We start from the raw sequence: 26,060 nt of genomic DNA, 5'->3' as shown, positions 1-26,060 counted from the left end.
TTTCTGCTTAGGTTTTTAAAAGAAACCGGTTTTTCCGTATGCTATAATAGGAACAAAGGAGGCGGACTATGAAAGCAGCATTAAAATTACTTGGTCTATTCTGGCTGGGAATCATGTGTATTGTTTTAATCTTTTGGGGAGTGAAAAGTTTTCGTGATTATCAAACTATGAAAGATGTGGAAAAGCATTTGACTATGGATTTCCAAAGAATGGGATACAAGGGGAAAGTGACAGTCAAAAACTACGATAGACCGGCAGGTTATGGGGAGACCATGGACTTTAACTATAAAGAAAAGATTGATGGAAGACTTTTGACCTTCTCAGATAGCGTGGATTATGATCCGACAACTAAGCAATACGAAGCTTCAAGATTAAGTCCCGTACCTGAGGAAACTGAGACAGGCTTAGATGATAGCATTCAGTTGGAAGCCATGTGGCAGCAGCCTTATGTTCAGAATCAGTTTAAGAAAATGAAGTCGGTCTTCAAAAAGCTAGAAGATGAGGATCTGACTTTAAAAGAAATTTCAGGTGAAACAATGGAAGTGCTTCATCAGGATGACGGACAAATAACCTCAGAAATGCTAGATGCTGGGCAAGCAGAGCTAGTTCAGGATTTCCAAAAGAACAGGCAGAAAGGCTTGCCTCTCAATGGTTATTATAATGTTGATGTTGAGTCTTATCTGCAAAAACATACTCTGCAGCTTCGAGTGAACTATGAGCTATTAGTTGATGATTTGTATGATGATGAGAAAGCTAGAGATAAGTACCCCGGAGTCTTTTTTCAAAAGCTTAAAAAGTTAGACTACAGTCAATTTTGGGATGGTTATTACCTAGTAGGCTATGATTTGAGAGAGCGTTCTGGTAGCGCTAGAGGCGGTATTTCTGAGGTGATTGTGTTGGATATTCGTGGAGGTAAATTAGTTCGCACTTTTTAGATTTTTACTATATTTTAAGGAGAACTTGTTTATTTAAGGAATTAAGCTAATAGGCTTTAATTGCTTAGGATTTTTGAGGAAAATTCATTTTCTGAAAAATTCTGAAAATTTAAAAATTTTCCTCTGTAAAATACAGCCTAAGTGTGGTATAATAAAGCACAAAGATTACTGCAATGAAAGGGAAAGCAATGACAGATAAGGATATTCGTCACAGAAGTAAGATTTATGACAGTATGGTTAAATCTCCTAACCGTGCCATGCTTCGCGCGACGGGGATGACTGATAAAGATTTTGAAACTCCTATTGTTGGGGTGATTTCTACTTGGGCGGAAAATACACCTTGTAACATCCATTTGCATGACTTGGGCAAGCTGGCCAAGGAAGGTATCAAAGCAGAGGGTGCTTGGCCTGTTCAGTATGGGACTATTACGGTTGCGGACGGGATTGCCATGGGAACGCCGGGCATGCGCTTCTCTCTGACCTCACGCGACATCATCGCAGACTCCATCGAAGCTGCCATGGGCGGGCACAATGTGGATGCCTTTGTAGCTATCGGGGGCTGTGATAAAAATATGCCAGGCTCCATGATTGCCATTGCTAACATGGATATTCCTGCTATCTTTGCCTACGGCGGAACGATTGCGCCAGGGAAGCTAGACGGCAAGGACATTGACTTGGTTTCTGTCTTTGAAGGAATCGGGAAATGGAACCATGGTGACTTGACGGCTGAGGAAGTACGACGCATTGAGTGTAATGCCTGCCCTGGTCCTGGTGGCTGTGGCGGTATGTATACGGCCAATACTATGGCGACTGCTATTGAAGTTCTGGGCATGAGCCTGCCAGGTTCTTCTTCTCACCCTGCTGAGTCTAAAGACAAGCAAGAGGATATCGAAGCAGCTGGCCGTGCTGTTGTAAAAATGCTGAAGATGGGGCTGAAGCCGTCTGATATCTTGACACGTGAAGCCTTTGAAGATGCAATCACAGTGACCATGGCTCTGGGTGGTTCTACTAATGCTACCCTGCACTTGCTGGCTATGGCGCATGCGGCCAATGTTGAGCTGACGCTTGATGACTTTAATGTCATTCAAGAGAAAGTACCACATTTGGCTGACTTGAAACCGTCCGGTCAGTATGTCTTCCAAGACCTTTACGAGGTTGGGGGAGTGCCGGCTGTGATGAAATACCTTTTGGCGAACGGCTTCCTGCATGGAGATCGCATTACTTGTACAGGTAAGACGGTGGCAGAGAATCTAGCAGAATTTGCTGATCTGACACCAGGTCAAAAGGTCATTATGCCGCTTGAAAATCCAAAACGTGCAGACGGTCCGCTTATCATCCTGCATGGTAATCTGGCTCCAGACGGCGCTGTTGCCAAGGTTTCTGGTGTTAAAGTACGCCGTCACGTCGGACCAGCCAAGGTCTTTGACTCAGAAGAAGCCGCTATTGATGCGGTACTGGCCGATGAAGTGGTCGATGGCGATGTGGTTGTAGTTCGCTACGTTGGACCAAAGGGTGGCCCTGGTATGCCAGAAATGTTGTCACTTTCTTCTATCATCGTAGGGAAAGGTCAAGGAGACAAGGTGGCTCTTCTAACAGATGGTCGCTTCTCAGGCGGTACTTACGGCCTGGTTGTCGGACACATTGCTCCGGAAGCTCAGGATGGTGGTCCGATTGCCTATCTCCGTACAGGTGATATGGTCACGGTTGACCAAGATACCAAGGAAATTTCCATGGCAGTCTCTGACGAAGAGCTGGCGAAACGCAAGGCAGAAACGACCATCCCACCGCTTTATAGTCGCGGGGTACTTGGTAAATATGCTCACATGGTATCCTCTGCCGCTAAAGGTGCTGTTACAGACTTCTGGAAACCAGAAGAAACTGGTAAAAAATAGCTTATATATGATAAAAGAACCCGCTAGTTTTTCTAGCGGGTTTGATATTTTTATTTTAAATGTAGATGAACTAGTCGTCTTCTTATCTAGGACTGATTCCCAGAGCAATGCGACCGAAGCGGCTGATACGGGTGATTTTCCAAGCAGGAGACCAAGTAACCTCGACAGAGGCACTTTCAATCTCGTCGATTTTCTTAAGAGAGTCCATAATGGCGATGGGCAGGCTCTCAGCACAGTCACAGGCTGTATCGGTAAAGGTCATGACAACCTTGCAGTGGCCGTTTTCGTCTAAGTTGATTTCATAAATCAGCCCTAAGTTATAGACATCCAGCTCTACATCCGGATCGTAAATACGCTCGAGCTTATCCACCAATTTATCCTGAATTGCAGCTGCTCGATCATTGATTTTGATATCGTCTCTCATGGCTATTCCCTTCTATCTGAGTTGAATTGTTTTTATTTTCTCACAATTCAGACTTTTTTTCAAGCTATTTTGGAACATGAAAACGGATTTAGTTCTTCCAAATGAAAAATCCCTTTCGGGCTCCTCAAAATGGCGGACTTATGATAGAATATAAGTACTAAAGAAGGCGGAGGTCAGAAGATGAAATTACAAAAACCTAAAGGAACTCAGGACATTCTTCCTCAGGAATCAGCCAAGTGGCAGTATGTAGAAGACTTTGCCCGCAAGACATTTAGAAAATATAATTACGGTGAAATTCGTACGCCAATTTTTGAGCACTATGAAGTCATTAGCCGCTCTGTCGGGGATACGACAGACATTGTGACTAAGGAAATGTATGACTTCTATGATAAGGGCGACCGTCATATCACGCTGCGTCCAGAGGGGACAGCGCCTGTGGTGCGTTCTTATGTAGAGAATAAACTTTTTGCTCCTGAAGTGCAAAAGCCTGTCAAAGTCTATTATATGGGCTCTATGTTCCGCTATGAGCGGCCTCAGGCTGGCCGTCTGCGGGAGTTTCACCAGATTGGTGCAGAGTGCTTTGGATCTAGCAATCCTGCTACAGATGTAGAAATGATTGCCATGGCGGCTCAATTTTTCAAGGATATTGGTATTACCAATGTCAGCTTGGAGCTTAACTCGCTGGGGAATCCTGAGAGCAGAGCTGCTTACCGCCAGGCCTTGATTGATTATCTGACTCCACTGAAGGCTAGCCTCTCAGCCGATAGCCAACGGCGCTTGGAGGAGAATCCGCTGCGCGTGCTGGATTCTAAAGAGCCCGAGGATAAGGTCGCTGTTGAAGGTGCTCCGTCTATTCTGGATTATCTGGATGAGGAAAGCTGTGCCTACTTTGCGGCTGTTCGTTCTATGCTAGAGACCTTACAGATTCCTTATGTTATCAATACCAACATGGTTCGTGGGCTAGACTACTATAATCACACAATTTTCGAGTTTACGACAGAGGTGGCTGGCAGTCAGCTGACTATTTGTGCTGGCGGCCGTTATGATGGGCTGGTGGCTTACTTTGGCGGACCTGAAACACCAGGTGTTGGCTTTGGTATGGGCTTAGAACGTTTGCTTCTCGTACTTGACAAGCAAGGAGTAGAGTTGCCGATTGAAACCGCTCTGGATGTGTATGTAGCTGTTCTAGGAGCTAGTGCCAATGGAAGAGCTTTGGAGTTAGTGCAGGCTCTCCGCGCACAGGGCTTTGCAGCAGAGAGGGATTATCTTGACCGCAAGCTCAAGGCTCAGTTCAAATCCGCAGATATCTTTAAGGCCAAAACTCTTATCACCTTGGGTGAAAGCGAAGTGGAAAGCGGTCAGGTGACTGTTAAGAACAACCATAATCGTGAAGAGATTACTGTTAGCCTAGACCAAATCCAAGAAAACTATCAGCTTATTTTTGAGAAATTGGGGTTTTAAAGGCTTGAGTCTAACAGGCATAAACGTTATAGTATCAAAAGATTCGACGAAACAGGTTGACAATGTGTCAACATATTTTTGAAAAAAATATCATTAAAAGCTTGAAACATAAAGTGATTATTGATATAATGTACCCGTTATATAAATTTGCTAAAGGAGAAACAACTATGGCACAAATTAAATTAACTCCAGAAGATCTACGCACATCTGCGCAAAGATACACTCAAGGTTCTGAAAATGTAACTCAAGTTCTTAATGAATTGACTCGTGAACAAGGTATTATCTCAGATAACTGGGATGGTTCTGCATTTGATAGCTTTGAAGCACAATTCAATGAATTGACTCCAAAAATCAGAGAATTTGCAACCTTGCTTCAAGATATTAATGCTCAATTGGTTAAAGTTGCTGACATTGTTGAGCAAACTGACCAAGATATCGCTGCACAAATTCACTAATTTTGTTATAACGGCTTTAGGAAGGCAAGAGCCTTCCTATTTTTGTAAAGATTAAAAATGAAAAAATGGCAGTTTCTTTCATGTTTGATAAGAAAATCGCTGCAATGTAAAGGCAAGCTCTGACAATCTGAATCAATATCTGAATTAGACTGTTAGAGCTGTTTGTGTCTTTCTGTGTGCTTTTTTATGTAACAATAAACTAAAGAAATTTAAAAAGAAAAAGAAATTTACATCCATGGGAAATAAAAAATTACTTAAGTATATAGGAAACGTTGTTTTGGTTATCGCCTTGCTGGCTGCAGTAGTGACGCTGAATGTCGCAGTGCAAAAGAATACAAGCAGTGCTAGAGACAGCAAGATCAAAACAGACCAAAAGACTAAACTGAATGTTGCGGTTGTCAATGAGGATCGGGCTGTCAAGGTTGACAAGAAAGAGTACAATCTTGGTGCTAGCTATGTCAAGAATCTGGAACGAGATGACTCTCAAAACTGGTATATTGTGACGCGTGGAGCTGCGGATACTGGTCTCGAAAATGGCAAATATCAACTGGTCGTAACGATTCCAAGTGACTTTTCAGAGAAGGTGCTAGATGTTAATGCTATCAGCGCAGATCGGACAATCGTCACTTATAAGGTCAATGCTGCTGGAAATCAGCAGATTGAAAATGAAGCTAATAATCTAGCTAAGGATATTATCGCGGATTTGAATAGCCAGTTGGTTGATATGTATATGGCTAGTATCCTGAGCAATCTTTATACAGCCCAGCAAAATGTGCAGGCTAGTTCAGAGGTGCAAATTACCAATATTGGCAATTATCGAACCAACTTGTTGGAGTCTGCTATTGGGTCTAAGAATATCTTCCCAACGTTGGTTAGTATGTCTGCCTCATCTGTCGAAGCCAATAACTCTCTGAAGACGACTCTGGAGACTTATGCTAAGGCTTTTGACGACTTGGATAACTCTCAGGCCACTTATGGAAAGAATTTTGATAGTCTTCTCAAACAGCGAGCGGATGACCAAGTTAACTATGCCGCATTTATGAAGCAACTGATGGAAATGGACGAAAAAGTTGTCCATAATAATACTCAAGAGCTTTATGCTAAAATGGAGACGACACTTAAAGAATTGGAAAAGCAGTTGAGTTCTTCCGAAAGTGCAGATAAGTCTTATGCACAACTAACTGGAGATGTTAATGATCAAATAACAGCTTTAACAAATAGTTTGAAGGCTGAACGTGCTAAATTGGATGAGCATACAACTAAAGAAAACATTGAAGGATTTGTTAAGACAAAATTAGCATCCTACTATGGTGTCGATGAAAATACATCAATTACTTTGGAAACATTGCTCGGAAGGGATGGTTCGACTGCCCTCAATAGCTATGAAGAGATTCTGAGAAACCAAATAATCGCAGCATTGGCGACTGTACCAAAAAACTATCCTGCTGAAAAGGAATTCGAACTTTCTGTTTCGATGAATGGTTTTGATTATGAAGCGGCTCAGCAGTTTGGGGGAGCAAAAGGAAATGGAGCTGATGAATTGGGAGCACTAGCAGTTGCGGCAAATCAAGCAGCCAGTTCTACTACCGATCAGGTTAGTGGCCAAGCCGGCAGCAAAGCTACTGTTTCTGTTCATTCACCAGCTGGGGTAACAGTTAACTCTATTACTTACAATGGGAAACCAGTAACAGTTGGTGAGGCGATTGACTTAGATGCAAATGGTAGTTTTTCTGTTCAATACAGTGTGGCTAGTGATGCTGTAGCCAATCCATTCGATACCCAAATTGATATTTCTTTAAATGGCGTCGCGGTTGCTAGCGCACCTGTGAATGTAAAGGAAGCTCAAAAAGCTGCCGCTTTATACGGTGCTAAAGTCCAAGAACTTTCTTCTGCTTATCAAAATGCTAAAAATCTGATGGATGTCTATTCTGCTTTTGTCAAACTCAAAAATGAAGATGTTTCCAAGGCTTTGTCTAATCTGATGTTTGATGCTGTTCAAAGCAACCTTAAGGGCTATCAGGACAGTATTGAAAAAGCTAATAATCAAGATAATAAGAATCAAAATCAAGATAATCAGAAAAAAGCTGAAGAAAATGGAAGCATTAAAGAGAGATTGGATAATGCTCTGAGTGAGCTGAACAAATTGGGACCAGACTTAACAGCTAATCTTCAACAGATTGAAGATAGCAATAAGGCCCTGACAGACAGCATGAGGGAGCAGATGGCTTTGTATGTTCAATTGACAGAGAAGGTGGAAAGCATGAGGACTTCACGAGAATCCTCTACTGATGCACTGAATAAGACGGATGCTGATTTGTCATCTCTGAATTCAGAATTCTCATCCTTGCTGTCTTCAACTTCTGGTGTTAAGTCTTCTTCACAGACCAATGTGCAGGCAGCTGATAGTGTCAACCAGATCTTCAGTAGCTTCAATCGTGAACTGGAAAATGCACAAGGAACGACAGAGAAATTGTCTGCGAATGCTGAAAGTTTGATGGGGCAATTCAATAAGGAATTGGAAGATAATGGCAACTTTGTGGAGTCCTTTGTCAAGGTTCTTAATAATGCCTATGAGAACGGGGTTCCTAATGAAGTGTTACTGGACTTCCTGTCTAATCCAGTTGCTCAGTCTTCTTCATCTGTCAAAGCGACTGTCAATGTTTACCGTCCATTTACTTGGATTCTCTTGTTGGAGGTTGTTAGTCTCTTTACGGCCTATATCTTTGCAACGCAAAATATTGTGCGCAAGGTTAAAGATCGCTTTAAGCTTAATAAACTACAAGATACAGATATTATGACTGTGGGCATTCTAGGCTTCCTGTCTCTGACGATTGGTCTGGTCATTGGGATTGTCTCCAGCATGCAGCTTCATATCGGCAAGGAATATGTTCCATCTTGGGTCTTGTTGATTGTGGTTGCTAGCTTTGTCTTGATTCAGGGGCAGTATTTATTCCTCAAGCATCTGCGCGTGATGGGCATGGGCTTAGCTTTCTTCATGATTATCAGCTTTGTCTACCTATCTAATGCTATTGGTACGACAGCTAGTCTGACTGGCTTCCCAGCCTTTATCAAGAGTTTGAATGCCTTGTCTGTGCTAGAAGGCATGCTGTCAGGTTACTTTGACGGCAAGACCGCTGGTTTCTTTGCCATCTTTGGTCTCATTGTCTTGCTGGCTCTGCTGGTTGCAGCTAATATTTTTATCAAGACTAGAACATTAAAAACTGAGGAAGTTTAAAAGAGTATGAAAAGAATTCTGTTTTTATTCCTACTCCTAAGTTCGTTAGCGGTGACAGCTGTCGCCGCAGATGAGCTGAAGGATAATCGTCTGCAGATAGATAATTCGCGGATTGAAAAAGAGCAAGAACTGAACTTTGGTGCACAATCGGAAGGCACCAAGTCTCTTTTCGTTGCTGAAAATCAGGAAAAAATTCAGGAAATGAAGCAGTATCAAAACAAACAGTTGGCCACAGAAGCGGGACAACTGTTTTCTGCTATACAGGGGCCGACGGATATTTACCATTCCAAGGAGCTTTTTCAGCCGGGAACGGAAAAATTGTCCAAGCTGCAGACGAGTTTGAAAAGTGATGATGAAAGCAGCTGGGATGATTTTCTGCCAGGAGTAGTCTACTTTGTAGCAGCCATACTCTTGGTCAGTATGACTGTCTTTGTCAGCTATCGTATCAGTAAGGGAGAAGTATAAAATGGAAGGACATATCAATATCACCCTCCGTTTGCGGGATAAGGATGTGGATATTCGCATTCCTAAGCGGATTGAGGTCCGTCGTTTCATTCGGGAGATTGATCAGATTTTCAATATCGAAGGAAAGCGCCATAAGTATCAGCTGCGGATTATTAACAAGGGGCTGATACTGGATGAGGGCAAGGTTTTGGCTGATTATCCAGTCACAACAGGAGATTTAGTACAGATTGAGGAGATTTAAGGTGACTGAGGAAAAATTTGTATTTGCTGAACAAGAGTTTATCTATGAAAAAAATGACAAGAATTGGAGCCTAACACTGAAGCGTTCGGATGTGGCAACACAGGATTTGCGGGAGCTCTTGCTTTTGGACCTGCACCATCCGCTTTTCTTGGAGCAAGAGACTAAGGCCGACCATGATAGTGTCTATTTCACCTATCAGATTGAGCCTTTAGGGCTTTCTAAAGAAGAGATTGAAAAGCGAACGATTTCTGAGCGGATTCGTCTGGCTCTCAATGTGTTTGCTTTGGAAGCGGCACTGGAATTGCCGGTTACTTTTTTGCTGCATCCTAGCAATCTATTTATTACCAAGGATGCGCAGGCGAAGATTGCTTACCGTGGTGTTCCAGGTATCATGACACCTCAGTCTATTTCTCGGGAGGACTTTTTGCGTCAGGCTAAGTGCTTTGCGGTGACGCTCTTTGCAGATCTGGACTTTATGGAGCTTTACAAGGGCTCGTTAGAACTGGAAACTCTGCCAGATTTCCTAGTGGAGCTGCGTGAGGCTGACAGCCTGGAAGATGCGGTTGCAGTTTTGGAGAAATCCTATCAGGAAAAGGCTGCAGAAGAAGCAGAGAAGCAGACATTGGTCTCCAAGCGGCAGCATAAGATTTTCAAACTGGCGACCATCTGGCTGACAGCAGCTGTTGTGATTTTGACCATTCCTTTGATTTATCTGATTTTCATACAGAATCCTTTCAAGGAAAAGCTGTTACAGGCGGATACTGCCTTTATCAAAGTGGACTATAGCAAGGTCATCGATGAACTGGAGGGAATTTCTCCTAAGAGCCTGCCGAATACACAGAAATATGAACTGGCCTACTCTTATATCCAGGGGCTGGAATTTTCCGATGATCAGCGTAAGGTCATCCTGAACAATGTCACACTAAAATCAGATGATTTGTATCTCAATTACTGGATTCAAGTTGGACGTAATGATTTTGAAGATGCTTTGGACACAGCCAAACGGATTAATGACTCAGATCTGATTATCTATGCCTTGACGCAGGAGATGAAAAAGGTGCGTGAGGACGATAGTTTGTCTGGTAAGGATCGGGAGACTAAGCTTGAGTCCTTGGAAGGCGAGTATAAGAAATACTGGGATAGCCGTAAGGAGCTTTTGACTGGTGATTCTAGCTCAAGCGCTTCTAGCGAGGAAGGTTCTTCAGGAGCAAGCTCTTCCTCCAGCAGTGAAGCGTCATCTAGCAGTAGCGCGAAGGAGTAAGTATGGGAAAGACAATCATCATCTATACAGACCATCTGCGCTATGAGCTGCAGCTGACGGAGGACAAGAAAGTTCTCTTGGCAGCGAGCGAGAAGGCTCAGCTTTATCTGCCCCATCAGGAGACTCCTATCCAGCTTCAGCTAGCTAAAGGGCAAGTCTTTTATCAGATGGGGGAAGAAACGGGTGTCGTAACTGACGGTCTGACCTTGGGTAATCTGACCTTGTATCAATCTGATTCAGAACCGGCTGTTTATGACCTGCTGGACAGAAAAGAGTTACTCATCAGCGACCAGAAGGGAGCAGCTATCAGTCTGGAAGCGCCGTTGGAGTTGCTCTTGAAGCGAACGAATGATTCTTGGCTTTTGACCAAGATGCGAGGTCAAGTCTACCTCAATCACGTTGAGTGGGCAGGAGACCAAATCCAGCTGGAAGCCGGCGACGAGCTAAGCTTGGAAGGTATTTGTCTCAAGGTCTATCCAGAAGAAATCTGGGTGACGGGTCCAGCTACGGTCAGTTCTAACCTGACCTTACGGGGCGCTTCTCGCCATGGTTTTTACCCAGACTATCCAGACTATCACCGTTCACCGCGGATTATCTATCGGAGTTCAGAGGACAAGATTCAGATTGCTCCGCCAAGCAAGGAGCCTCAAAAGCCCAATGATGAGCTCTTGAGACTGATTGTGCCGCCGCTCCTTATGGTTGGGGTGACGGTACTGATTACACTGGTTCAGCCGCGGGGGATTTATATCCTCGTTACAGTTACTATGTCAATCGCCAGTGCTATCTTCTCGGTTCGTGGTTTCTTCAAAAATCGCAAGAAGTTCAAGGAAGACAAGAAAGAGCGCATCGATCTTTATCACCTCTATCTAAAAGACAAGGCTATTGAGCTGAACAAGCTGGAACGTGAGCAGCGTGATGGCATGCTCTATCATTTCCCAAACATTAACGAATTGACGGGTCTGGTGACAGACTACAGCCACCGCATCTACGAGAAGACACCGCTGCACTTTGACTTTCTTTACTATCGCTTGGGGCTTGGACAGGTGCCAACCTCTTATAAGCTGACCTATGGTCAAGAAGAGCGAAGCGGAAAGAAAGATGCGCTGGAAGAGGAGGGCTATGCTCTCTACACTCGGCATAAAAAGATTCCCGATCTTCCTATCGTGGCTAATCTCAGCCATGGGCCGGTCGGTTATATCGGTCCGCGCAATTTGGTCTTGGAACAGCTCCAGCTCTTGGTCATGCAGCTGGCGGTCTTTCACTCCTACCACGATGTGCAGGTAATTACTATCATGCCAGAGGAGGAGCGCGACCAGTGGGATTGGCTGCGCTGGCTGCCGCATGCGACTCTACAAGAGCTGAATGTCCGTGGATTTGTATATAATCAACGGACGCACGATCAGGTCCTAAACAGCCTCAACCAAATCCTTAAACTGCGCAAGGCGCAAAAGGAAGAAGCGACCCGGCAGGAGACGACACTCTACAGTCCTCACTATGTGGTATTGGTCACAGATGAAAAGCTGATTCTCGACCATATCATCATGGAGTTCTTCACAGAGGATCCGACTGACCTGGGCTGCTCACTGATCTTCGTACAGGATGTGATGAGCTCGCTGTCTGAGAATATCAAGACGGTTGTCAATATCAAGGACCGTAACACTGGTCAGTTAGTCATGGAAGAGGGAATCCTCAGAGAAATTGACTTCCGCTTGGATCATTTCCCAGAAGGCTATGACAAGGAGCGAATCGCTCGGACCTTGGCGCCGCTCAATCACTTACAGAATCTCAAGAGCTCGATCCCTGATACCGTGACCTTTATGGAGATGTATGGGGCAGAGACCTTCTCGGACCTGCAAGTTTTGCAAAAGTGGCAACAGAATGCGCCTTATAAGAGCTTGGCAGTGCCTATCGGCCTGCGGGGCAAGGAAGACCTGGTCTACCTCAACCTGCATGAAAAGGCTCATGGACCGCACGGGCTGATTGCCGGGACAACGGGATCAGGTAAGTCGGAGACCATCCAGTCCTATATACTGAGTCTGGCCGTCAACTTCCATCCACACGATGTAGCTTTTCTCCTCATCGACTACAAGGGTGGGGGAATGGCCAACCTCTTCAAGAACCTGCCTCATCTCTTGGGAACCATTACCAACTTGGACGGAGCCCAATCCATGCGGGCACTGGCTTCCATCAATGCGGAGATTCACCGTCGGGAGCGGCTCTTCAGAGAGTTTGAAGTCAATCATATCAACCAATATCAAAAGAAATTTAAAAACGGGGAAGCAACTGAACCCCTGCCCCATCTCTTCCTCATCTCGGATGAGTTCGCAGAGCTCAAGGTCAACCAGCCTGACTTTATCAAGGAGTTGGTATCCATCGCTCGGGTCGGGCGTTCCCTCGGGGTCCACTTGATCCTAGCTACTCAGAAGCCCTCTGGGGTGGTGGATGACCAGATCTGGTCCAACTCCCGCTTTAAGCTGGCGCTCAAGGTGGCAGACCGGACGGACTCGATGGAAATGCTTAAGACACCAGATGCTGCGGAGATTACCCAGACTGGTCGGGCCTATCTGCAGGTCGGCAATAATGAAGTCTATGAACTCTTCCAGTCAGCCTGGTCAGGGGCAGACTACCAGCCGGATAAAGACGAGCTGGGAATCGAAGACCATACCATCTACCTGATCAATGACCTAGGCCAATACGAAGTGCTCAATCAAGACCTGTCAGGTCTTGACTTAGCCGAGGATATCAAGGAAGTACCGACAGAGCTGGAGGCTATTGTCAGCCAGATCCAACTACTGACAGAGAGCCAGCAGATTCCACCGGTACCACAGCCATGGCTGCCACCGCTTAAAGAGCGGATGACCCTGCAAGAGTTGGAACCTATCCAGCCGAAGGAAGCCTGGGAGCAGAAGAAGCCTGTCTCTGTCCTTCTGGGAATGGCGGATATCCCACAGGCACAGAAGCAAGAGCCTGTCTCTGTCAATCTGTCTAAGGATGGACATATCCTGCTCTACGGAAGTCCTGGTACGGGGAAGACAACCTTCCTGCAAAGTGCGGCCATGGACTTGGCTCGCAAGTTCAGTCCCAAAGATGTCACGCTCTACCTAATGGACTTCGGGACCAATGGTCTGGCACCGCTGGGGCAATTACCGCAGGTAGCCGATACCTTGCTTTTGGATCAGACGGAGAAGATTGCCAAGTTTGTACGCATCATGGAGCGGGAGCTCAACCGGCGTAAGAAGCTCTTGTCGGACTACGGTGTTGGTACCTTGGAGCTCTACCGTCAGGCTAGCGGTCAGGAAGAACCGGCTATCGCCATCCTACTGGACAGCTATGAGTCCATGAAGGAAGAAGCCTATGAAGCGGAGCTCTTCAAACTTTTGGTGCGAATCTCTCGTGAAGGTCTCAGCATCGGTGTTCACCTCCTGGTGACAGCGGGCCGTCAGTCCAACCTTCGGGCGCAGTTCTACGCCAACTTCAAGCACCAGCTGAGTCTGCCACAGAATGATGTAGGAGAAGTACGCTCTATCGTGGGCTCTACCCCGCTTGCGAAAATCATGGAAGACATCAAGGGTCGGGCACTCATGAAGCGTGACGAAGTCGATGTTATCCAACTGGCTTTGCCAGTAGAGGGTGCTAATGATGCGCAAGTCCTCAACAACCTGCGTCAAGAAGTCGCTTCTCTCCAAGAAGCTTGGACCGGACAGCGACCAAGTGCCATTCCGATGGTGCCAGAGGAGTTGACGGAGGCGGACTTCTATAGCCGGGCTAGTGTCCAAGCAGCTTATAAGCAGGGCTTGGTACCACTAGGATTGGACATGGAGACGGTTGAACCAATTACTTGGAACCTATCTAAGGGCAATCTTCTCTATTTAACAGATAAAGAAGAGCAGATGAGTGCTTTGACTCGACATATTGCACGAGGCAAGCAGAAGGTAATTGTGCTAGCGCCGAAGTATCATAATTTGCCTGAGATGGAAGGTGTGACGATTCTTGCTAGTCCAGAGGAATATCAGACTGGAATTGTCGCGATGGAAGAAAATGTCAAGGCGCGCTTGGAAAAGCGCAACAATCAGCATGAAGCGACAGTGATAATCTATCAAATGACAGAATTGATGACAGAACTTGATACTGTGGATCAAGGACGATTAGCTTTTGTCTTAGAGAAAGGATTAAGAGCTGGCTATGCTTCTGTTTCGATGAGTGGCAGCCAGCTGTATAAGCAAATAGATGTTGTTTCTAAGACAATTAGAAACTATAAACAAGCTATTGTCTCAATGAGATTGACGGATCAGAATATTCTAACTGTCACAAACAAACCTATCCGCGAACCACAGTTAGAAGAGCAAGAGCACTACTATGTAGCAGACGGATTAGCAAGTAAAATGAAAGCATTGATGATTTAGAGAGGAAATAAAGATAATGGTAGCAGTTACAACAGATACAGAAGGAAGAGCTAATCAGTTAGCATTGATTAGAGGGAAAATGAGGCAAATTGAAAAAGTAATTGCAGCATTAAATGGTGTCTCAACAAGTGTGGAAGATGTCCTCGGAGGCGATGGCCCTATTGCAGAAGGTTATCATTTATCGGGAAAACCATACTCAAGTATGACGGATAGTGAAAATGATATTCGAACTGCAGCTCAGACAGCTTTTAATAGCCAACGTACAAGTGTTATTGCAGATTTGAATGAGAAATATCGTGCTTTGCAAGCAGAAGCGCAGAGTTTGTTGTAGATATAATGAAGATATAGAAAGAAGAGGGTAGATATGGCAAAAATAACGGTCGACCAGCTGCAAGAGTTGGGGGAGTATGGGAAAAAGGTAAAAGATAATTCTAAGCAATTTAAAGCAGCCGTAGTGAATGCAAATTATCAATTTGCATTGAAATACAAAGGAAGTGAAGGAGATGTCATTAAAGCCTTTGTAGAAAAACTTAACACAATCCAAAACCAAGTTTTTGATATCTATCCAGGATATCTTGATTATTTTGGAGCGGTCATGGAAAATTATGATACAGGATTGAGTGGGCTTGGTTTTGCAACGAAAGCTTGGTCACAAGATGGTGAAGCAGGAGCACAGGGAGTTCAGCAGAAATTAGTTGGAGATCAGAAAAAGAAGGTTGAAGCTATTAGAAAAAGTTTGGATGTTCATTATACGACAGCCGCGACTATTCTTGGTAGTGGAAAGATTAGTGCTGAAGCAGTGTATAATGATGCTTCAGCTGCTCTAGATGATGCAGGGGGAAAGCGCAGTCAACTTGATAGCAGCATGCAGGAATTCTACAAGAGTTTTGTGGATGGTTTGAACACCTCACAAGCACAATTAAAAGCAATTTTAGAAGTTCTGAATAATGCACGCTATATTGGTTCGCTGGAACCCAGCACGGTTGTGAATGCAATAGCAGAAAAGCGTTTAACCAATCCAGATGATTTGAAAATGTTAGATGCTATTCAAGATTCTGGAGATGCTGCTATGGTTACTGCGATTCTTTCAGGGGATAAATTTAGAGAGATGGGGAAGGTGGATGCAACCCATGTCAGTTCTAATATGTCTGCTTATGCTTATGCTCAATTTGCAGGAGTGAAAGATCTAGGCAGTTCTGACAATATCAATGATTTGGAAGCCTTTATCAGTGAGCTTCAAAAGCAAGATCCGGATAAAGTGAAAATCTATATGGAGAAGCTTAGTGCAGCCAGTGCTCAGCAGGGGTATATCTCAGTAGCGCAAGGCTTGCGCTTATTTCCTGATTTTCCGGCTGAACGAACCCCAGAGGCGATGGCGAACTATATTGATAGTATTCGGGGGAATAATGAAGAGTTGGCTGAAGTCAGTGCTAATTTAAGAAAACATGCCCATTTAGCAGGCTTGTTTGATAGTCTATACTTGTTAGATGTGGGTACTAGGTATAACACATATGGGGCCGAGATTAAATTAACACAAACAACTCTATCCGACCTAGGGTATACTGCACAGGGCTTTGGGTATAAACTCACTCAGCTTGAAACAGACGTTACAAACAACTATACAATTTCAAAACAAACCTTCAATATTGCAGTGGATAACTATCTAGAGGCAGAGTCTGTTCATTTTGATCAGATGTCTGAAAAGATTGAGAAGTTAGAGGCCTCTAAGAAACAAGCTGTTCTTGATTTTATTGGCGATGTCGCACAAGCTGGTATTTATCTGCTTCCTGGAGGTGTACCAGCTAAGATAGCTGTGAATTTATTCGGAGACATTGCCAAGAAGACAGGCAGCAATTATGCGAGTGATTTTGCGGACTATCTCAAAGATTTTAGGGATGCAGTTCCAAAAGATTATCGAACAACTGCAGTTTCAAGCCTAAGTGTCCTTAAAGCGCCTTTTAAGTTATATGAGAAACTTGAGAAGATTAATAAAGATATTAAAGAAGCCAAGGATGCTCAGCTATATAGTATCTTTAATGTGGGTGGTGTCTCTGTCAGCAAAGATGGTAAGGTTGTAAAAGCAGAGTACACACCAGCTTATGATTTGGATGCCTTCTTAACAATGAAGGACCTGGCAGACAATGGCTTAAGTGCCCATGTCTACCGTCAGGCTTTGATAGATGGAAAGACACCAGAACAGGCACTAGCAAAATTAAATGAATTTGAGGCTGAAGTCAAGGAATCAAAAGTATTGAGTTATGATGCGAAGAATTTTGCCTTGGGACGTCCAGATGTTCCAGTAAGTATTGGGGCTGTTGGCCAGATGATGTATGAAGAGCGTATGAAGCAGGAAGATAGGGATAAGGCATTACTGGATAAAATGCAGGAGTTTAATGCGCAAGAAATTTGGAATCATTATCAGGATTATGGTAGAGAGGGTGTCATACTTGATACTGCAGATCAGACAAATCCTAAGGCGAAAGAGACAGCAGAGACTCTTAGGAAAGATATTCAAGCTGATTTCAATCTCATTGCTCGAGGAGGTTTTTAGCAATGAAAAAAAAGTATTCGAGCAAAAAGTGTATTCTCTTTCTACTTCCATTACTTGTTGTTCTAGTGGGAACTGGAATCGTTATCTTTTTACACCAAAAACAATCAATCCCTAAAAAAGAGTTCCGTATACGGAAACAACAAGTTGTGGAACATGTAGACTTTTTTGGAGAGCAAAATCAGTATGTTTATCTGAAGCTGTCCCCTGGTGGTTATGATGCTCATATCAATCTTGGTAAAAAATATTTTGTGACATTTGAGCGTCGATTTCAAAACACGTCTTCTGAGCGTCCTTTAGATGGATGGTACTGGTATGCTTATATTTATGATATTGAGCAAAAGGAACCAAGTGCTCAGAAGGTAGATTTGTATGCATTAGTTAAAAAATATGATTCGTCTTACTATCTCAATCAGCAAGGGACAATTCTTTATCAAGATGGGAAAGAGTATCAGATATTGGAGCTTCGTAAATCGAAAGATGATAGTTCTAAATTTGTTTTATTGAATCTCGAAAGCCATCAGATTGAGGACAATCATCCTAGATTACAAAATTTAAAGTATGCAGAACAATATAGAATAGGTAGTTTGGCGATGGGTGCAAATATATTTGACCAGATAACTAAATCAGGATTTTTACAGGATAGAGATTCCTTGATTGTGAATTCTGAAAACGATATAGTGGAAACAAATAATTTTGCAAAGGAGTATCCAGATATTCTGAAAAAAATACGCATAAATTCAGATAAGAGTTATATTGGTTTCCGTCAAGGATTGGTTAGTGCCGAAGATGAATATCAGACTTTGCGACACTGGTTTGCGCCAGTTGGCCAGGACAAACTGGAAGTAATCGGTACCAATAGCTATACGGGCGAAACAAAGGTGTTAAATACCTATGATGAATTTCAAGAATGGGGAGCATGGAATAAAAATGAGCAGAAGAACAATTAAAATGGATCAGATTCGGTCAGTAGAGGCAACTTTGCATGATTATATTTCATCAGGATTTGGCCAAGCTCAAGTGGGTGCGATTGTGCAAGACGAGTCAGCGGACTTACTTGATGGCGCGTTTAGAGCAATGTTTCAAACAACCGAAGGTTTGTCTGAAGCAGTAGAAGGACTCAATGGTTTCTTAAATAAGGTTGCGGATGCATTTGAGAAAAGAGATGCCCAGCTCAAAAGTATGATTGATTCTAACTTGAAAGAGGTTCCTATGGGGACTCGTGAGCAGAAAAACGACTATTATGTTTCTCAAGGAAAAGATTCGAAAGAACGCTACAATCGCCGGAAAATGGTAGATATTGCGGAGAGTCAATATGATGACTTTCCGAAGTAGTTAGATCTTACTTTGTTGCAAAAAACACTTGTAACCATCTGAAGGAATTTTCAGGTGGTTTTCTTTTTACCTCCTCTCTCTACTAGCTATTTTCCAAAAGTTTCCAGTTTTTGTCCTAACCTTCCTTTCTTATGCTATAATAGTCTATAGAAAGTCGAGGTAATGATGAAGCAAATATTATTGGTGGTTCTGGTGTAGGGCTTGGCTATCTTTGTGATTACAGGTCTGTTTTGTTTATTTATGCAGGGAGATTTTTTCTTCCGTGCTTTGGCGCCGATTTTTGGTTTGGCGGCGGGAGGGTTTCGCTTCGTGACGGCCATGGTGACAAAAGCGTTTGCGCCCAGTCTCTATGAAGATAGCAAGAAAAAGGAATAATCTATAGAGTAGACAGTAGGTCTGGGGTCTTTGCCTCAGGCCTTTCTTTTTCTCCTTCCTTTCCCGCCCTATCTCTCATATGGTATAATGGAACAAGGACATTTTCCTTTTAATACTTTGAAAACTCTATATTTCTTGAATCCTTTATCTGCTCTGCTATTTCCAAAAAAAATAAAATAACTGACCTAGGCTGCTCACTCATCTTCGTGCAGGATGTGATGAGCTCGCTGTCTGAGAATATCAAGACGGTTGTCAATATCAAGGACCGCAACACTGGGCAGCTAGTCATGGAAGAGGGAATCCTCAGAGAGATTGACTTCCGCTTGGATCATTTCCCAGAAGGCTATGACAAGGAGCGAATCGCTCGGACCTTGGCACCGCTCAATCACCTGCAGAATCTCAAGAGCTCAATCCCTGATACTGTGACCTTTATGGAGATGTATGGGGCAGAGACCTTCTCAGACCTGCAAGTCTTGCAAAAGTGGCAACAGAATGCGCCTTATAAGAGCTTGGCGGTGCCTATCGGCCTGCGGGGCAAGGAAGACCTAGTCTACCTTAACCTGCATGAAAAAGCTCACGGACCGCACGGGCTGATTGCCGGGACAACCGGATCAGGTAAGTCAGAGACTATCCAGTCCTATATCCTGAGTCTGGCTGTCAACTTCCACCCGCACGATGTAGCCTTTCTGCTCATCGACTACAAGGGTGGGGGAATGGCCAATCTCTTCAAGAACTTGCCCCATCTCTTGGGAACCATTACCAACTTGGACGGAGCCCAATCCATGCGGGCACTGGCTTCCATCAATGCGGAGATTCACCGTCGGGAGCGGCTCTTCAGAGAGTTTGAAGTCAATCATATCAACCAATATCAAAAGAAATTTAAAAACGGGGAAGCAACTGAACCCCTGCCCCATCTCTTCCTCATCTCGGATGAGTTCGCAGAGCTCAAGGTCAACCAGCCTGACTTTATCAAGGAGCTGGTATCCATCGCTCGGGTCGGACGTTCCCTAGGGGTCCACTTAATCCTGGCTACTCAGAAGCCCTCTGGGGTGGTGGATGACCAAATCTGGTCCAACTCCCGCTTTAAGCTGGCGCTCAAAGTGGCAGACCGGACGGACTCGATGGAAATGCTTAAGACGCCAGATGCGGCAGAGATTACCCAGACTGGTCGGGCCTATCTGCAGGTCGGCAATAATGAAGTCTATGAACTCTTCCAGTCAGCCTGGTCAGGGGCAGACTATCAGCCGGATAAGGATGAGATGGGAATTGAAGACCATACCATCTACCTGATCAACGACCTAGGCCAATACGAAGTGCTCAATCAAGACCTGTCAGGTCTTGACCTAGCCGAGGATATCAAGGAAGTACCGACGGAATTAGAGGCTATTGTCAGTCAGATTCAACTACTGACAGAGAGCCAGCAGATCCCACCAGTACCACAGCCATGGCTGCCACCGCTTAAAGAGCGGATGACCCTGCAAGAGTTGGAACCGATCCAGCCGCAAGAAGCTTGGGAGCAAAAGAAGCCTGTCTCCGTCCTTTTGGGAATGGCAGATATTCCGCAGGCACAGAAGCAAGAGCCTGTCTCTGTCAATCTGTCTAAGGATGGACATATCCTGCTCTACGGAAGTCCCGGTACAGGGAAGACAACCTTCCTGCAGAGTGCGGCCATGGACTTGGCTCGCAAGTTCAGTCCCAAAGATGTCACGCTCTACCTGATGGACTTCGGAACCAATGGTCTGGCACCACTGGGGCAATTACCGCAGGTGGCCGATACCCTGCTTCTCGATCAGACGGAGAAGATTGCCAAGTTTGTGCGTATCATGGAGCGGGAGCTCAACCGGCGTAAGAAGCTTTTGTCTGACTACGGTGTTGGGACCTTGGAACTTTACCGTCAGGCTAGTGGTCAGCAAGAACCGGCTATTGTCATCCTGCTGGACAGCTATGAGTCCATGAAGGAAGAGGCTTATGAAGCGGAGCTCTTCAAGCTCTTGGTGCGGATCTCCCGTGAAGGTCTCAGCATCGGTGTTCACCTCTTGGTAACAGCGGGCCGTCAATCCAACCTTCGGGCGCAGTTCTATGCCAACTTCAAGCACCAGCTGAGTCTGCCGCAGAATGATGTGGGAGAAGTCCGCTCCATCGTGGGCTCTACCCCTCTTGCGGCAACGATGGAAGATATCAAGGGTCGGGCGCTTATGAAGCGTGACGAGGTTGATGTTATCCAGCTGGCTCTGCCAGTAGCGGGTGCCAATGATGCGCAAGTCCTCAACAACTTGCGTCAGGAAGTCGCTTCTCTCCAAGAAGCTTGGACTGGACAGCGACCAAGTGCCATTCCGATGGTACCAGAGGAGTTGACGGAAGCTGACTTCTATAGCCGAGCTAGTGTCCAATCTGCTTACGAGCAAGGTCTCGTACCACTGGGACTGGACATGGAAACGGTTGAGCCAATTACTTGGAACCTATCCAAGGGCAATCTTCTCTACTTAACGGATAAGGAAGAGCAGATGAGTGCTTTAACTGAGCAGATTGCACGAGGCAAGCAGAAGGTGATTGTGCTGGCGCCGAAGTATCATAATTTATCAGATTCTGATAATTTATTTGTCTTTTCATCGGCTGAGGAAGTTTTAGAGTCACTTGAAGATATGAATAAACGCATTAATGAAAGACTGGAGCAGCATATTGTCTCTCATGATGCTACTATCATTATTTACAATATGGTTGATTTACTTCAAGAATTATCACAAGATGGTATTGACCAATTGACCTATCTATTAGAAAAAGGTCTTAAAGTAGGATATGGTATTGTTGTAATGGCTTCGCCAGCTATAAGTAGAAATATTGATATGGCGTCTAAGCAAGTTAAATCTTATAAACAAGCTATTTTGGCTATTAGATTTAATGACCAGAGTATATTAAGTGCTGTCAATAAACCTCTAAGAGAAGCGGCATTGGAAGGGCAGCTACATTATTATGTAGTTGATAATCAATTAACAACTATTAAGGTTTTGATACCATAAAGTAATAGGAGATACAATGGGAAATAAAGCAGAATTAATTCAAAAATATGATGAAGTTAGTGCTAGATATGATGCATTAAATACTAAAATATCTGCACTATCAGATGCATTAAAGACTTTAAATGGAGTTTCAACTACTATAGATTATATCTTAAAAGATCATGGTAACATCAAACATACTTATAATCTAGCTGGCACAGCATACAAAAATGAAACGGAAGCAGAACAAAAGACTGTAAAGACAGCATCAGATGAATTTACAAAACATAAAGATGATATTGCGGGACAGCTCAGCACAAAAATATTAGTGCTGGGGGTCGAAGCATCGCTATGCAATGCTTCAATGGCCACTTTATCAGGACTAATAGCTACAGCAAAGGAGTAATAATTTTATGAGTGATATTATAAAAGTGCATGATTTACCTGGTATAGAAGACTACGGGAAATCTATTTCAGAATTTTCAAAAAGTTATTCAGCTGCTGTCAGTGATACAGAGCGAACGTTTTCGTTAAAGAAACAAAATTCAGAACTTGATGCATTGGAGGCTTTTTACAATAAACTAAATCTATTACAAGAAAAAGTTTTTCATAAAGTTCCAGAGGCTCTAGAAAAATATTCTAAAACTAACACTGTGTTTAGTTCAACTGTCAAAAATGCTGGTTTTGAAGTGAAAGCTTGGACTTCAGAAAGTGGGAGAGATACTGTAACAAAGACATTAACTGGTGATCAGACTACTGCGGTTTCAAAAGTCAAGTCTGAACTTCAACCTGCACTAGATACGGCCACACAATTATTAGAAATTGATAGTATTAATTTAAGCCCTATTCAATCAAAAGCAGAGGAAGAATTGTCAACGGAATCAACAAACCGAACGAACACTCACAATGCGGTTGATGGGGCGCATAGAACTTTTGTTCAAGGGTTAGATGAGACAACTGAGACAATAAATCGCCTCCAAAGAGATGTTAATAATGCTAAATCAATTTTAAGAATGCCAGCAGACTTTGTTATGAACAGTATCAGTCACAAAGTTTTGACGAAGGACAAAATGTATTATCTGGATTCAATGTCCAGTGATGTTGATGCTTCGGTTGTTAAAGATGTTCTTAGCGAGTCACCAGGTAATATTATGAAGCAACGTCCTGAAGAAATTAGCGAAAGTGCGTATAATGTACTTTCTGCAGAAGTTACTGATTGGGTTATACGTGGCAAAAAAGGTGATAAACTAGCAGAGAAAAAATTAAATCATTTTGTAGGTGCAATGGGGGACGAGCCAACAACTAAGGTGGATCAATTTACGACTTCAATGTTGCAAGCTGGAGATAGGGAAGCGTGGACTTTAATCGCAAATATGAAACAAAACCGTGCAAAAAATCCGAATGATCCTAAAATTAGGCGAGATCAGGAACGGTTAACAAATGTAAATGAGTTTATTGGTCTGATGAAGTCTATTAATCTTTTAGATATTGGGTATGGCACAGAGATATCTGAGCTTGCACATGAGACTTACAAGATACCAACTTTTAAGTCAACAACCACTACGAAGAGAATGAAAAATATTGATATTACAAATAGTGGAGTTACATTTTCTGTTTCTACAAACATAAAAGCTTTTGAAAGAAAGAATGTTTTGGATACTGTTGCGGTAGATCAGCCTATTAAAGATGAGACTACCACTGAGACTTATCGAAGTGGCACAATGGCTGGTATTGGTGCTAATCTAGTCTATAACAAAGCGAAAGCTGCGGAACTTCAGAAAGCACGAGAAGATGCCTTAGAAGCCTTTCAGAAAGATGTAACTGCATCTGTTAGTAAAGGGATTGTTAATACTATTCTCCCTGGCTCTGTAACGGTTCTAGAACTTTTACAATCATTTTCTGGGGATGATGAGTCGAAGGCTGAGGGGCTTGCATCGCTTAGCGACTATATTCCAAGCAAAAAGGGAAGCAATGCCCTGAGTGCGATCTCAAATGTTGCTAAGGCACAATTTGCTTTTAATAGCAAGGTAGACCAACTTCAGCAAGAGAAGTTAGAACAAACTCAAAAGAGTATTGGTGAGTACTTGAAAAAAGGAACTTGGTATCTTGAAGGTGACAAAAAAACCTATACAGACTCTTCTATTTATTATGATTTTAATGCGACTCTACGGGCAGAAGAGATGAATGATAGAGGTATGCTAGGATATGTTGAGACAAAAGTTCCAGAAGCTGCTCAGAGTGGTTTAACTCCTGAACAGTGGATAGAAAACCAAATTAAAAATAATCAAGTGAAAGTTGATAAGGAGACCAAGAACTATCTTATGGGGAAATCTGATCAGAAAATTACAGATATGGATCAAAATCAGATTGACAATCTAACCTCAGCATTGAATAGTATTATTGGCCAAGAAGATGCGACTGCAAATAATGGAGTGGAAAAATATATTTTATACTTAAATGAGAAGTATGAATATTAAGGAGAACTAAGTATGACCTCTAAAAAGTTTTTAATTCTGTCTTCAGTTCTTATTGTGATTAGTGGTTTCTTTGTTTGGAAATACTATAAGGATGAGCAAACTAAAAAAGAGAAGGAAGATTATTACAATAGCGTATATACATATAGTGGTGAGTTTGAAATTGAAGATTATATCTTTCTGGGAGATAAAGGTTTAGCAGTGAGATGGGTTAGCAAAAATCCAGAAGAAGATAAGGAGATTCGCAAGTACCTCAAAAATGACCCTAAAAGAAAAGTGGAATACAGTAATGATGAAGTTATTACTATGGGCGAGCGATTTATCATTAGGAAGAATATTAAAACAATGTCAAGAGAAAAAGGAGAGAGTACATATCGTTTACTGATTTATGATACGAAAGATCAAACTCTAAGAAAGAAAGAGATTGATATGCTGAAATGGCTTCATTCTAAGGGTGACGACTGGAATCTTGATATAGGGCCTTATGTAGCGAAAACATCGGACGGGCGTGAAGTGCTTCTAATAAATATCGCTAAATATGTGGAAAAAACAATAAATGGTAAACGAGATTCCGAGAGAGTTGTTGAAGCATATTATGTTGATTTGGAAGCGGGCAAAGTGATTGATTTTCAGCAAGGCGGAAAAAAAATTGAGAGTTTATATTATTCAATCAATAAAGATTATCAAGGGGAAAATTTACCGGGAGATAGATTGCTTAAACTTGGAATTGACTTCAACTACAACACTGTAAATTTCAAAAAGGAATTCTTTAAACAAAGTAATAATCTCCCAATTCAGAAAGAGTATCCTAAGGCTTATCAAATTCTGCAAGAAAAGAACAGTGCATATTATCCGACTTTTAACAATAGCCGCAGTCCGAAGGATATTCTTAATAGCCTTTCCCCACTAATACCTCAGGATAATGAAATCTTACAAGACACGGGGATTCAATAGTTGAAATAGAAAGGAAACACAATGGGAATTGATACTAAACGAATTAGCCCAGATCACATAAAGGGGGTTGAAGCAAGTTTCAAGGTTGCAGATAGCCATTTGGCAGAGAAATCATCTGATTTAATAGAATCAGATGCAACAGAGAAATTATCAGCAGCAACTAGTTCGGTAAAACAAATAATTACTGATATGAGCGATACTGTAGAAAATCTCGATAAATATCTGAATTCAATAGCGGATGCTTTTGCTAAGGTGGACGGAGATTTAGCAAAAGAAATTAAAAACAATATAACTGAATCTTTTTCAAATGGGAAGTCAACCAAGCAAATGCAGGCAGAAGAAAAAGAACGGCAAAACAAAGCCAAACAGAAAAGTAACACGAAATCTAAGAAAAAAGTTCAGTATCCGTAATTATATAATTCTAATTTATAGATTTTTTATGTTTATCACCACTTGAATTCATTTTCAAGTGGTTTTCTTTTTCTCTTCTTTTCTCCTATCTCGTTCATTTCCTTCCCTTCCCCGTCCGATCTCTCGTATGGTATAATGGAACAAGGACATTTTCCTTTTAGTACTTTGAAAACTCTATATTTTTGAGGCTCGTTT

At 43.0% G+C, this 26,060-nt stretch carries 19 protein-coding genes and 1 pseudogene; 19 read left to right on the top strand and 1 reads right to left on the bottom strand.

All coding sequences use genetic code 11. The features are described 5' to 3' along the window. Window positions 1-68 precede the first annotated feature (68 nt). Together J1C91_RS11320 and ilvD are read left to right on the top strand one after the other, a co-directional pair. A complete protein-coding gene (locus tag J1C91_RS11320) occupies window positions 69-935 on the top strand; it encodes a hypothetical protein (protein WP_125378280.1) in 867 nt (288 codons plus the stop codon). A gap of 188 nt (window positions 936-1,123) precedes the next feature. Beyond that, a complete protein-coding gene (gene ilvD, locus J1C91_RS11315) occupies window positions 1,124-2,827 on the top strand; it encodes a dihydroxy-acid dehydratase (protein ID WP_125439334.1) in 1,704 nt (567 codons plus the stop codon). Between the two features lie 82 nt (window positions 2,828-2,909). Here the strand turns inward: ilvD and J1C91_RS11310 are convergent, their stop codons facing one another. Next, entirely contained in the window at window positions 2,910-3,251 is a 342-nt protein-coding gene (locus J1C91_RS11310; protein ID WP_125439332.1) for a metal-sulfur cluster assembly factor, read from the bottom strand. Between the two features lie 180 nt (window positions 3,252-3,431). Between J1C91_RS11310 and hisS the strand changes: the two genes are divergently transcribed. The 17 genes and pseudogenes from hisS to J1C91_RS11225 all read left to right on the top strand — a co-directional run bounded on the left by hisS (window position 3,432) and on the right by J1C91_RS11225 (window position 25,865). Continuing rightward, window positions 3,432-4,712, top strand: a complete 1,281-nt coding sequence (hisS, locus tag J1C91_RS11305) for a histidine--tRNA ligase (protein ID WP_002908262.1) — start codon at window positions 3,432-3,434, stop codon at window positions 4,710-4,712. Between the two features lie 167 nt (window positions 4,713-4,879). Beyond that, entirely contained in the window at window positions 4,880-5,167 is a 288-nt protein-coding gene (locus J1C91_RS11300) for a WXG100 family type VII secretion target (protein ID WP_032909143.1), read from the top strand. A gap of 235 nt (window positions 5,168-5,402) precedes the next feature. Further along, window positions 5,403-8,402 carry a type VII secretion protein EsaA gene (gene esaA, locus J1C91_RS11295; RefSeq protein WP_002908258.1) on the top strand — a complete coding sequence of 1,000 codons (3,000 nt, stop codon included), beginning with the start codon at window positions 5,403-5,405 and terminating at the stop codon, window positions 8,400-8,402. A 6-nt stretch (window positions 8,403-8,408) separates the two neighbouring features. After that, window positions 8,409-8,867 carry a type VII secretion protein EssA gene (essA, locus tag J1C91_RS11290; RefSeq protein WP_125439330.1) on the top strand — a complete coding sequence of 153 codons (459 nt, stop codon included), beginning with the start codon at window positions 8,409-8,411 and terminating at the stop codon, window positions 8,865-8,867. Between the two features lies 1 nt (window position 8,868). Further along, window positions 8,869-9,108 carry an EsaB/YukD family protein gene (locus J1C91_RS11285; RefSeq protein ID WP_125439328.1) on the top strand — a complete coding sequence of 80 codons (240 nt, stop codon included), beginning with the start codon at window positions 8,869-8,871 and terminating at the stop codon, window positions 9,106-9,108. Window position 9,109: 1 nt separating this feature from the next. After that, window positions 9,110-10,369, top strand: a complete 1,260-nt coding sequence (essB, locus tag J1C91_RS11280; RefSeq protein ID WP_125439326.1) for a type VII secretion protein EssB — start codon at window positions 9,110-9,112, stop codon at window positions 10,367-10,369. Window positions 10,370-10,371: 2 nt separating this feature from the next. After that, window positions 10,372-14,772 (top strand): type VII secretion protein EssC, encoded by a 4,401-nt coding sequence (essC, locus tag J1C91_RS11275; protein WP_125439324.1) that lies wholly within the window; start codon window positions 10,372-10,374, stop codon window positions 14,770-14,772. Window positions 14,773-14,788: 16 nt separating this feature from the next. Continuing rightward, complete coding sequence (locus J1C91_RS11270; protein ID WP_049552939.1) at window positions 14,789-15,103, top strand: hypothetical protein; 315 nt, start codon at window positions 14,789-14,791, stop codon at window positions 15,101-15,103. Window positions 15,104-15,136: 33 nt separating this feature from the next. Beyond that, window positions 15,137-17,323: a hypothetical protein gene (locus tag J1C91_RS11265; protein WP_049552940.1), complete on the top strand. Its 2,187-nt coding sequence runs from the start codon at window positions 15,137-15,139 to the stop codon at window positions 17,321-17,323. 2 nt (window positions 17,324-17,325) lie between these two features. Beyond that, window positions 17,326-18,270, top strand: a complete 945-nt coding sequence (locus tag J1C91_RS11260; protein ID WP_049552941.1) for a hypothetical protein — start codon at window positions 17,326-17,328, stop codon at window positions 18,268-18,270. Beyond that, window positions 18,251-18,655, top strand: a complete 405-nt coding sequence (locus J1C91_RS11255; protein ID WP_049552942.1) for a hypothetical protein — start codon at window positions 18,251-18,253, stop codon at window positions 18,653-18,655. Before J1C91_RS11260 ends, J1C91_RS11255 begins: the two co-directional genes overlap by 20 nt. Window positions 18,656-18,856: 201 nt before the next feature. Then, complete coding sequence (locus J1C91_RS11250) at window positions 18,857-19,030, top strand: hypothetical protein (RefSeq protein ID WP_231082621.1); 174 nt, start codon at window positions 18,857-18,859, stop codon at window positions 19,028-19,030. A 179-nt stretch (window positions 19,031-19,209) separates the two neighbouring features. After that, window positions 19,210-22,047 (top strand): annotated as a pseudogene (essC, locus tag J1C91_RS11245) (type VII secretion protein EssC); the annotation flags it as partial. A gap of 16 nt (window positions 22,048-22,063) precedes the next feature. After that, a complete protein-coding gene (locus tag J1C91_RS11240) occupies window positions 22,064-22,432 on the top strand; it encodes a hypothetical protein (RefSeq protein WP_125439320.1) in 369 nt (122 codons plus the stop codon). A gap of 7 nt (window positions 22,433-22,439) precedes the next feature. After that, window positions 22,440-24,503: a tachykinin family protein gene (locus J1C91_RS11235; RefSeq protein ID WP_125439318.1), complete on the top strand. Its 2,064-nt coding sequence runs from the start codon at window positions 22,440-22,442 to the stop codon at window positions 24,501-24,503. Window positions 24,504-24,515: 12 nt separating this feature from the next. Next, entirely contained in the window at window positions 24,516-25,454 is a 939-nt protein-coding gene (locus J1C91_RS11230) for a hypothetical protein (protein WP_125439316.1), read from the top strand. Window positions 25,455-25,475: 21 nt separating this feature from the next. Next, window positions 25,476-25,865, top strand: coding sequence for a hypothetical protein (locus J1C91_RS11225; RefSeq protein WP_125439314.1), 390 nt, complete (start codon window positions 25,476-25,478; stop codon window positions 25,863-25,865). Window positions 25,866-26,060: the final 195 nt, after the last annotated feature.

This window comes from Streptococcus sanguinis, from assembly GCF_050222175.1.
Taxonomy (GTDB): Bacteria; Bacillota; Bacilli; order Lactobacillales; family Streptococcaceae; genus Streptococcus; species Streptococcus sanguinis_M.
This window is presented reverse-complemented; position numbering and strand designations above follow the sequence as displayed.

Excerpts from the sequence above, each read along its gene's own strand:
- J1C91_RS11320 (WP_125378280.1), top strand. The coding sequence starts at position 69 with ATGAAAGCAGCATTAAAATTACTTGGTCTATTCTGGCTGGGAATCATG.
- ilvD (WP_125439334.1), top strand. The coding sequence starts at position 1,124 with ATGACAGATAAGGATATTCGTCACAGAAGTAAGATTTATGACAGTATG.
- J1C91_RS11310 (WP_125439332.1), bottom strand. The coding sequence starts at position 3,251 with ATGAGAGACGATATCAAAATCAATGATCGAGCAGCTGCAATTCAGGAT.
- hisS (WP_002908262.1), top strand. The coding sequence starts at position 3,432 with ATGAAATTACAAAAACCTAAAGGAACTCAGGACATTCTTCCTCAGGAA.
- J1C91_RS11300 (WP_032909143.1), top strand. The coding sequence starts at position 4,880 with ATGGCACAAATTAAATTAACTCCAGAAGATCTACGCACATCTGCGCAA.
- esaA (WP_002908258.1), top strand. The coding sequence starts at position 5,403 with ATGGGAAATAAAAAATTACTTAAGTATATAGGAAACGTTGTTTTGGTT.
- essA (WP_125439330.1), top strand. The coding sequence starts at position 8,409 with ATGAAAAGAATTCTGTTTTTATTCCTACTCCTAAGTTCGTTAGCGGTG.
- J1C91_RS11285 (WP_125439328.1), top strand. The coding sequence starts at position 8,869 with ATGGAAGGACATATCAATATCACCCTCCGTTTGCGGGATAAGGATGTG.
- essC (WP_125439324.1), top strand. The coding sequence starts at position 10,372 with ATGGGAAAGACAATCATCATCTATACAGACCATCTGCGCTATGAGCTG.
- J1C91_RS11270 (WP_049552939.1), top strand. The coding sequence starts at position 14,789 with ATGGTAGCAGTTACAACAGATACAGAAGGAAGAGCTAATCAGTTAGCA.
- J1C91_RS11265 (WP_049552940.1), top strand. The coding sequence starts at position 15,137 with ATGGCAAAAATAACGGTCGACCAGCTGCAAGAGTTGGGGGAGTATGGG.
- J1C91_RS11260 (WP_049552941.1), top strand. The coding sequence starts at position 17,326 with ATGAAAAAAAAGTATTCGAGCAAAAAGTGTATTCTCTTTCTACTTCCA.
- J1C91_RS11255 (WP_049552942.1), top strand. The coding sequence starts at position 18,251 with ATGAGCAGAAGAACAATTAAAATGGATCAGATTCGGTCAGTAGAGGCA.
- J1C91_RS11240 (WP_125439320.1), top strand. The coding sequence starts at position 22,064 with ATGGGAAATAAAGCAGAATTAATTCAAAAATATGATGAAGTTAGTGCT.
- J1C91_RS11235 (WP_125439318.1), top strand. The coding sequence starts at position 22,440 with ATGAGTGATATTATAAAAGTGCATGATTTACCTGGTATAGAAGACTAC.
- J1C91_RS11230 (WP_125439316.1), top strand. The coding sequence starts at position 24,516 with ATGACCTCTAAAAAGTTTTTAATTCTGTCTTCAGTTCTTATTGTGATT.
- J1C91_RS11225 (WP_125439314.1), top strand. The coding sequence starts at position 25,476 with ATGGGAATTGATACTAAACGAATTAGCCCAGATCACATAAAGGGGGTT.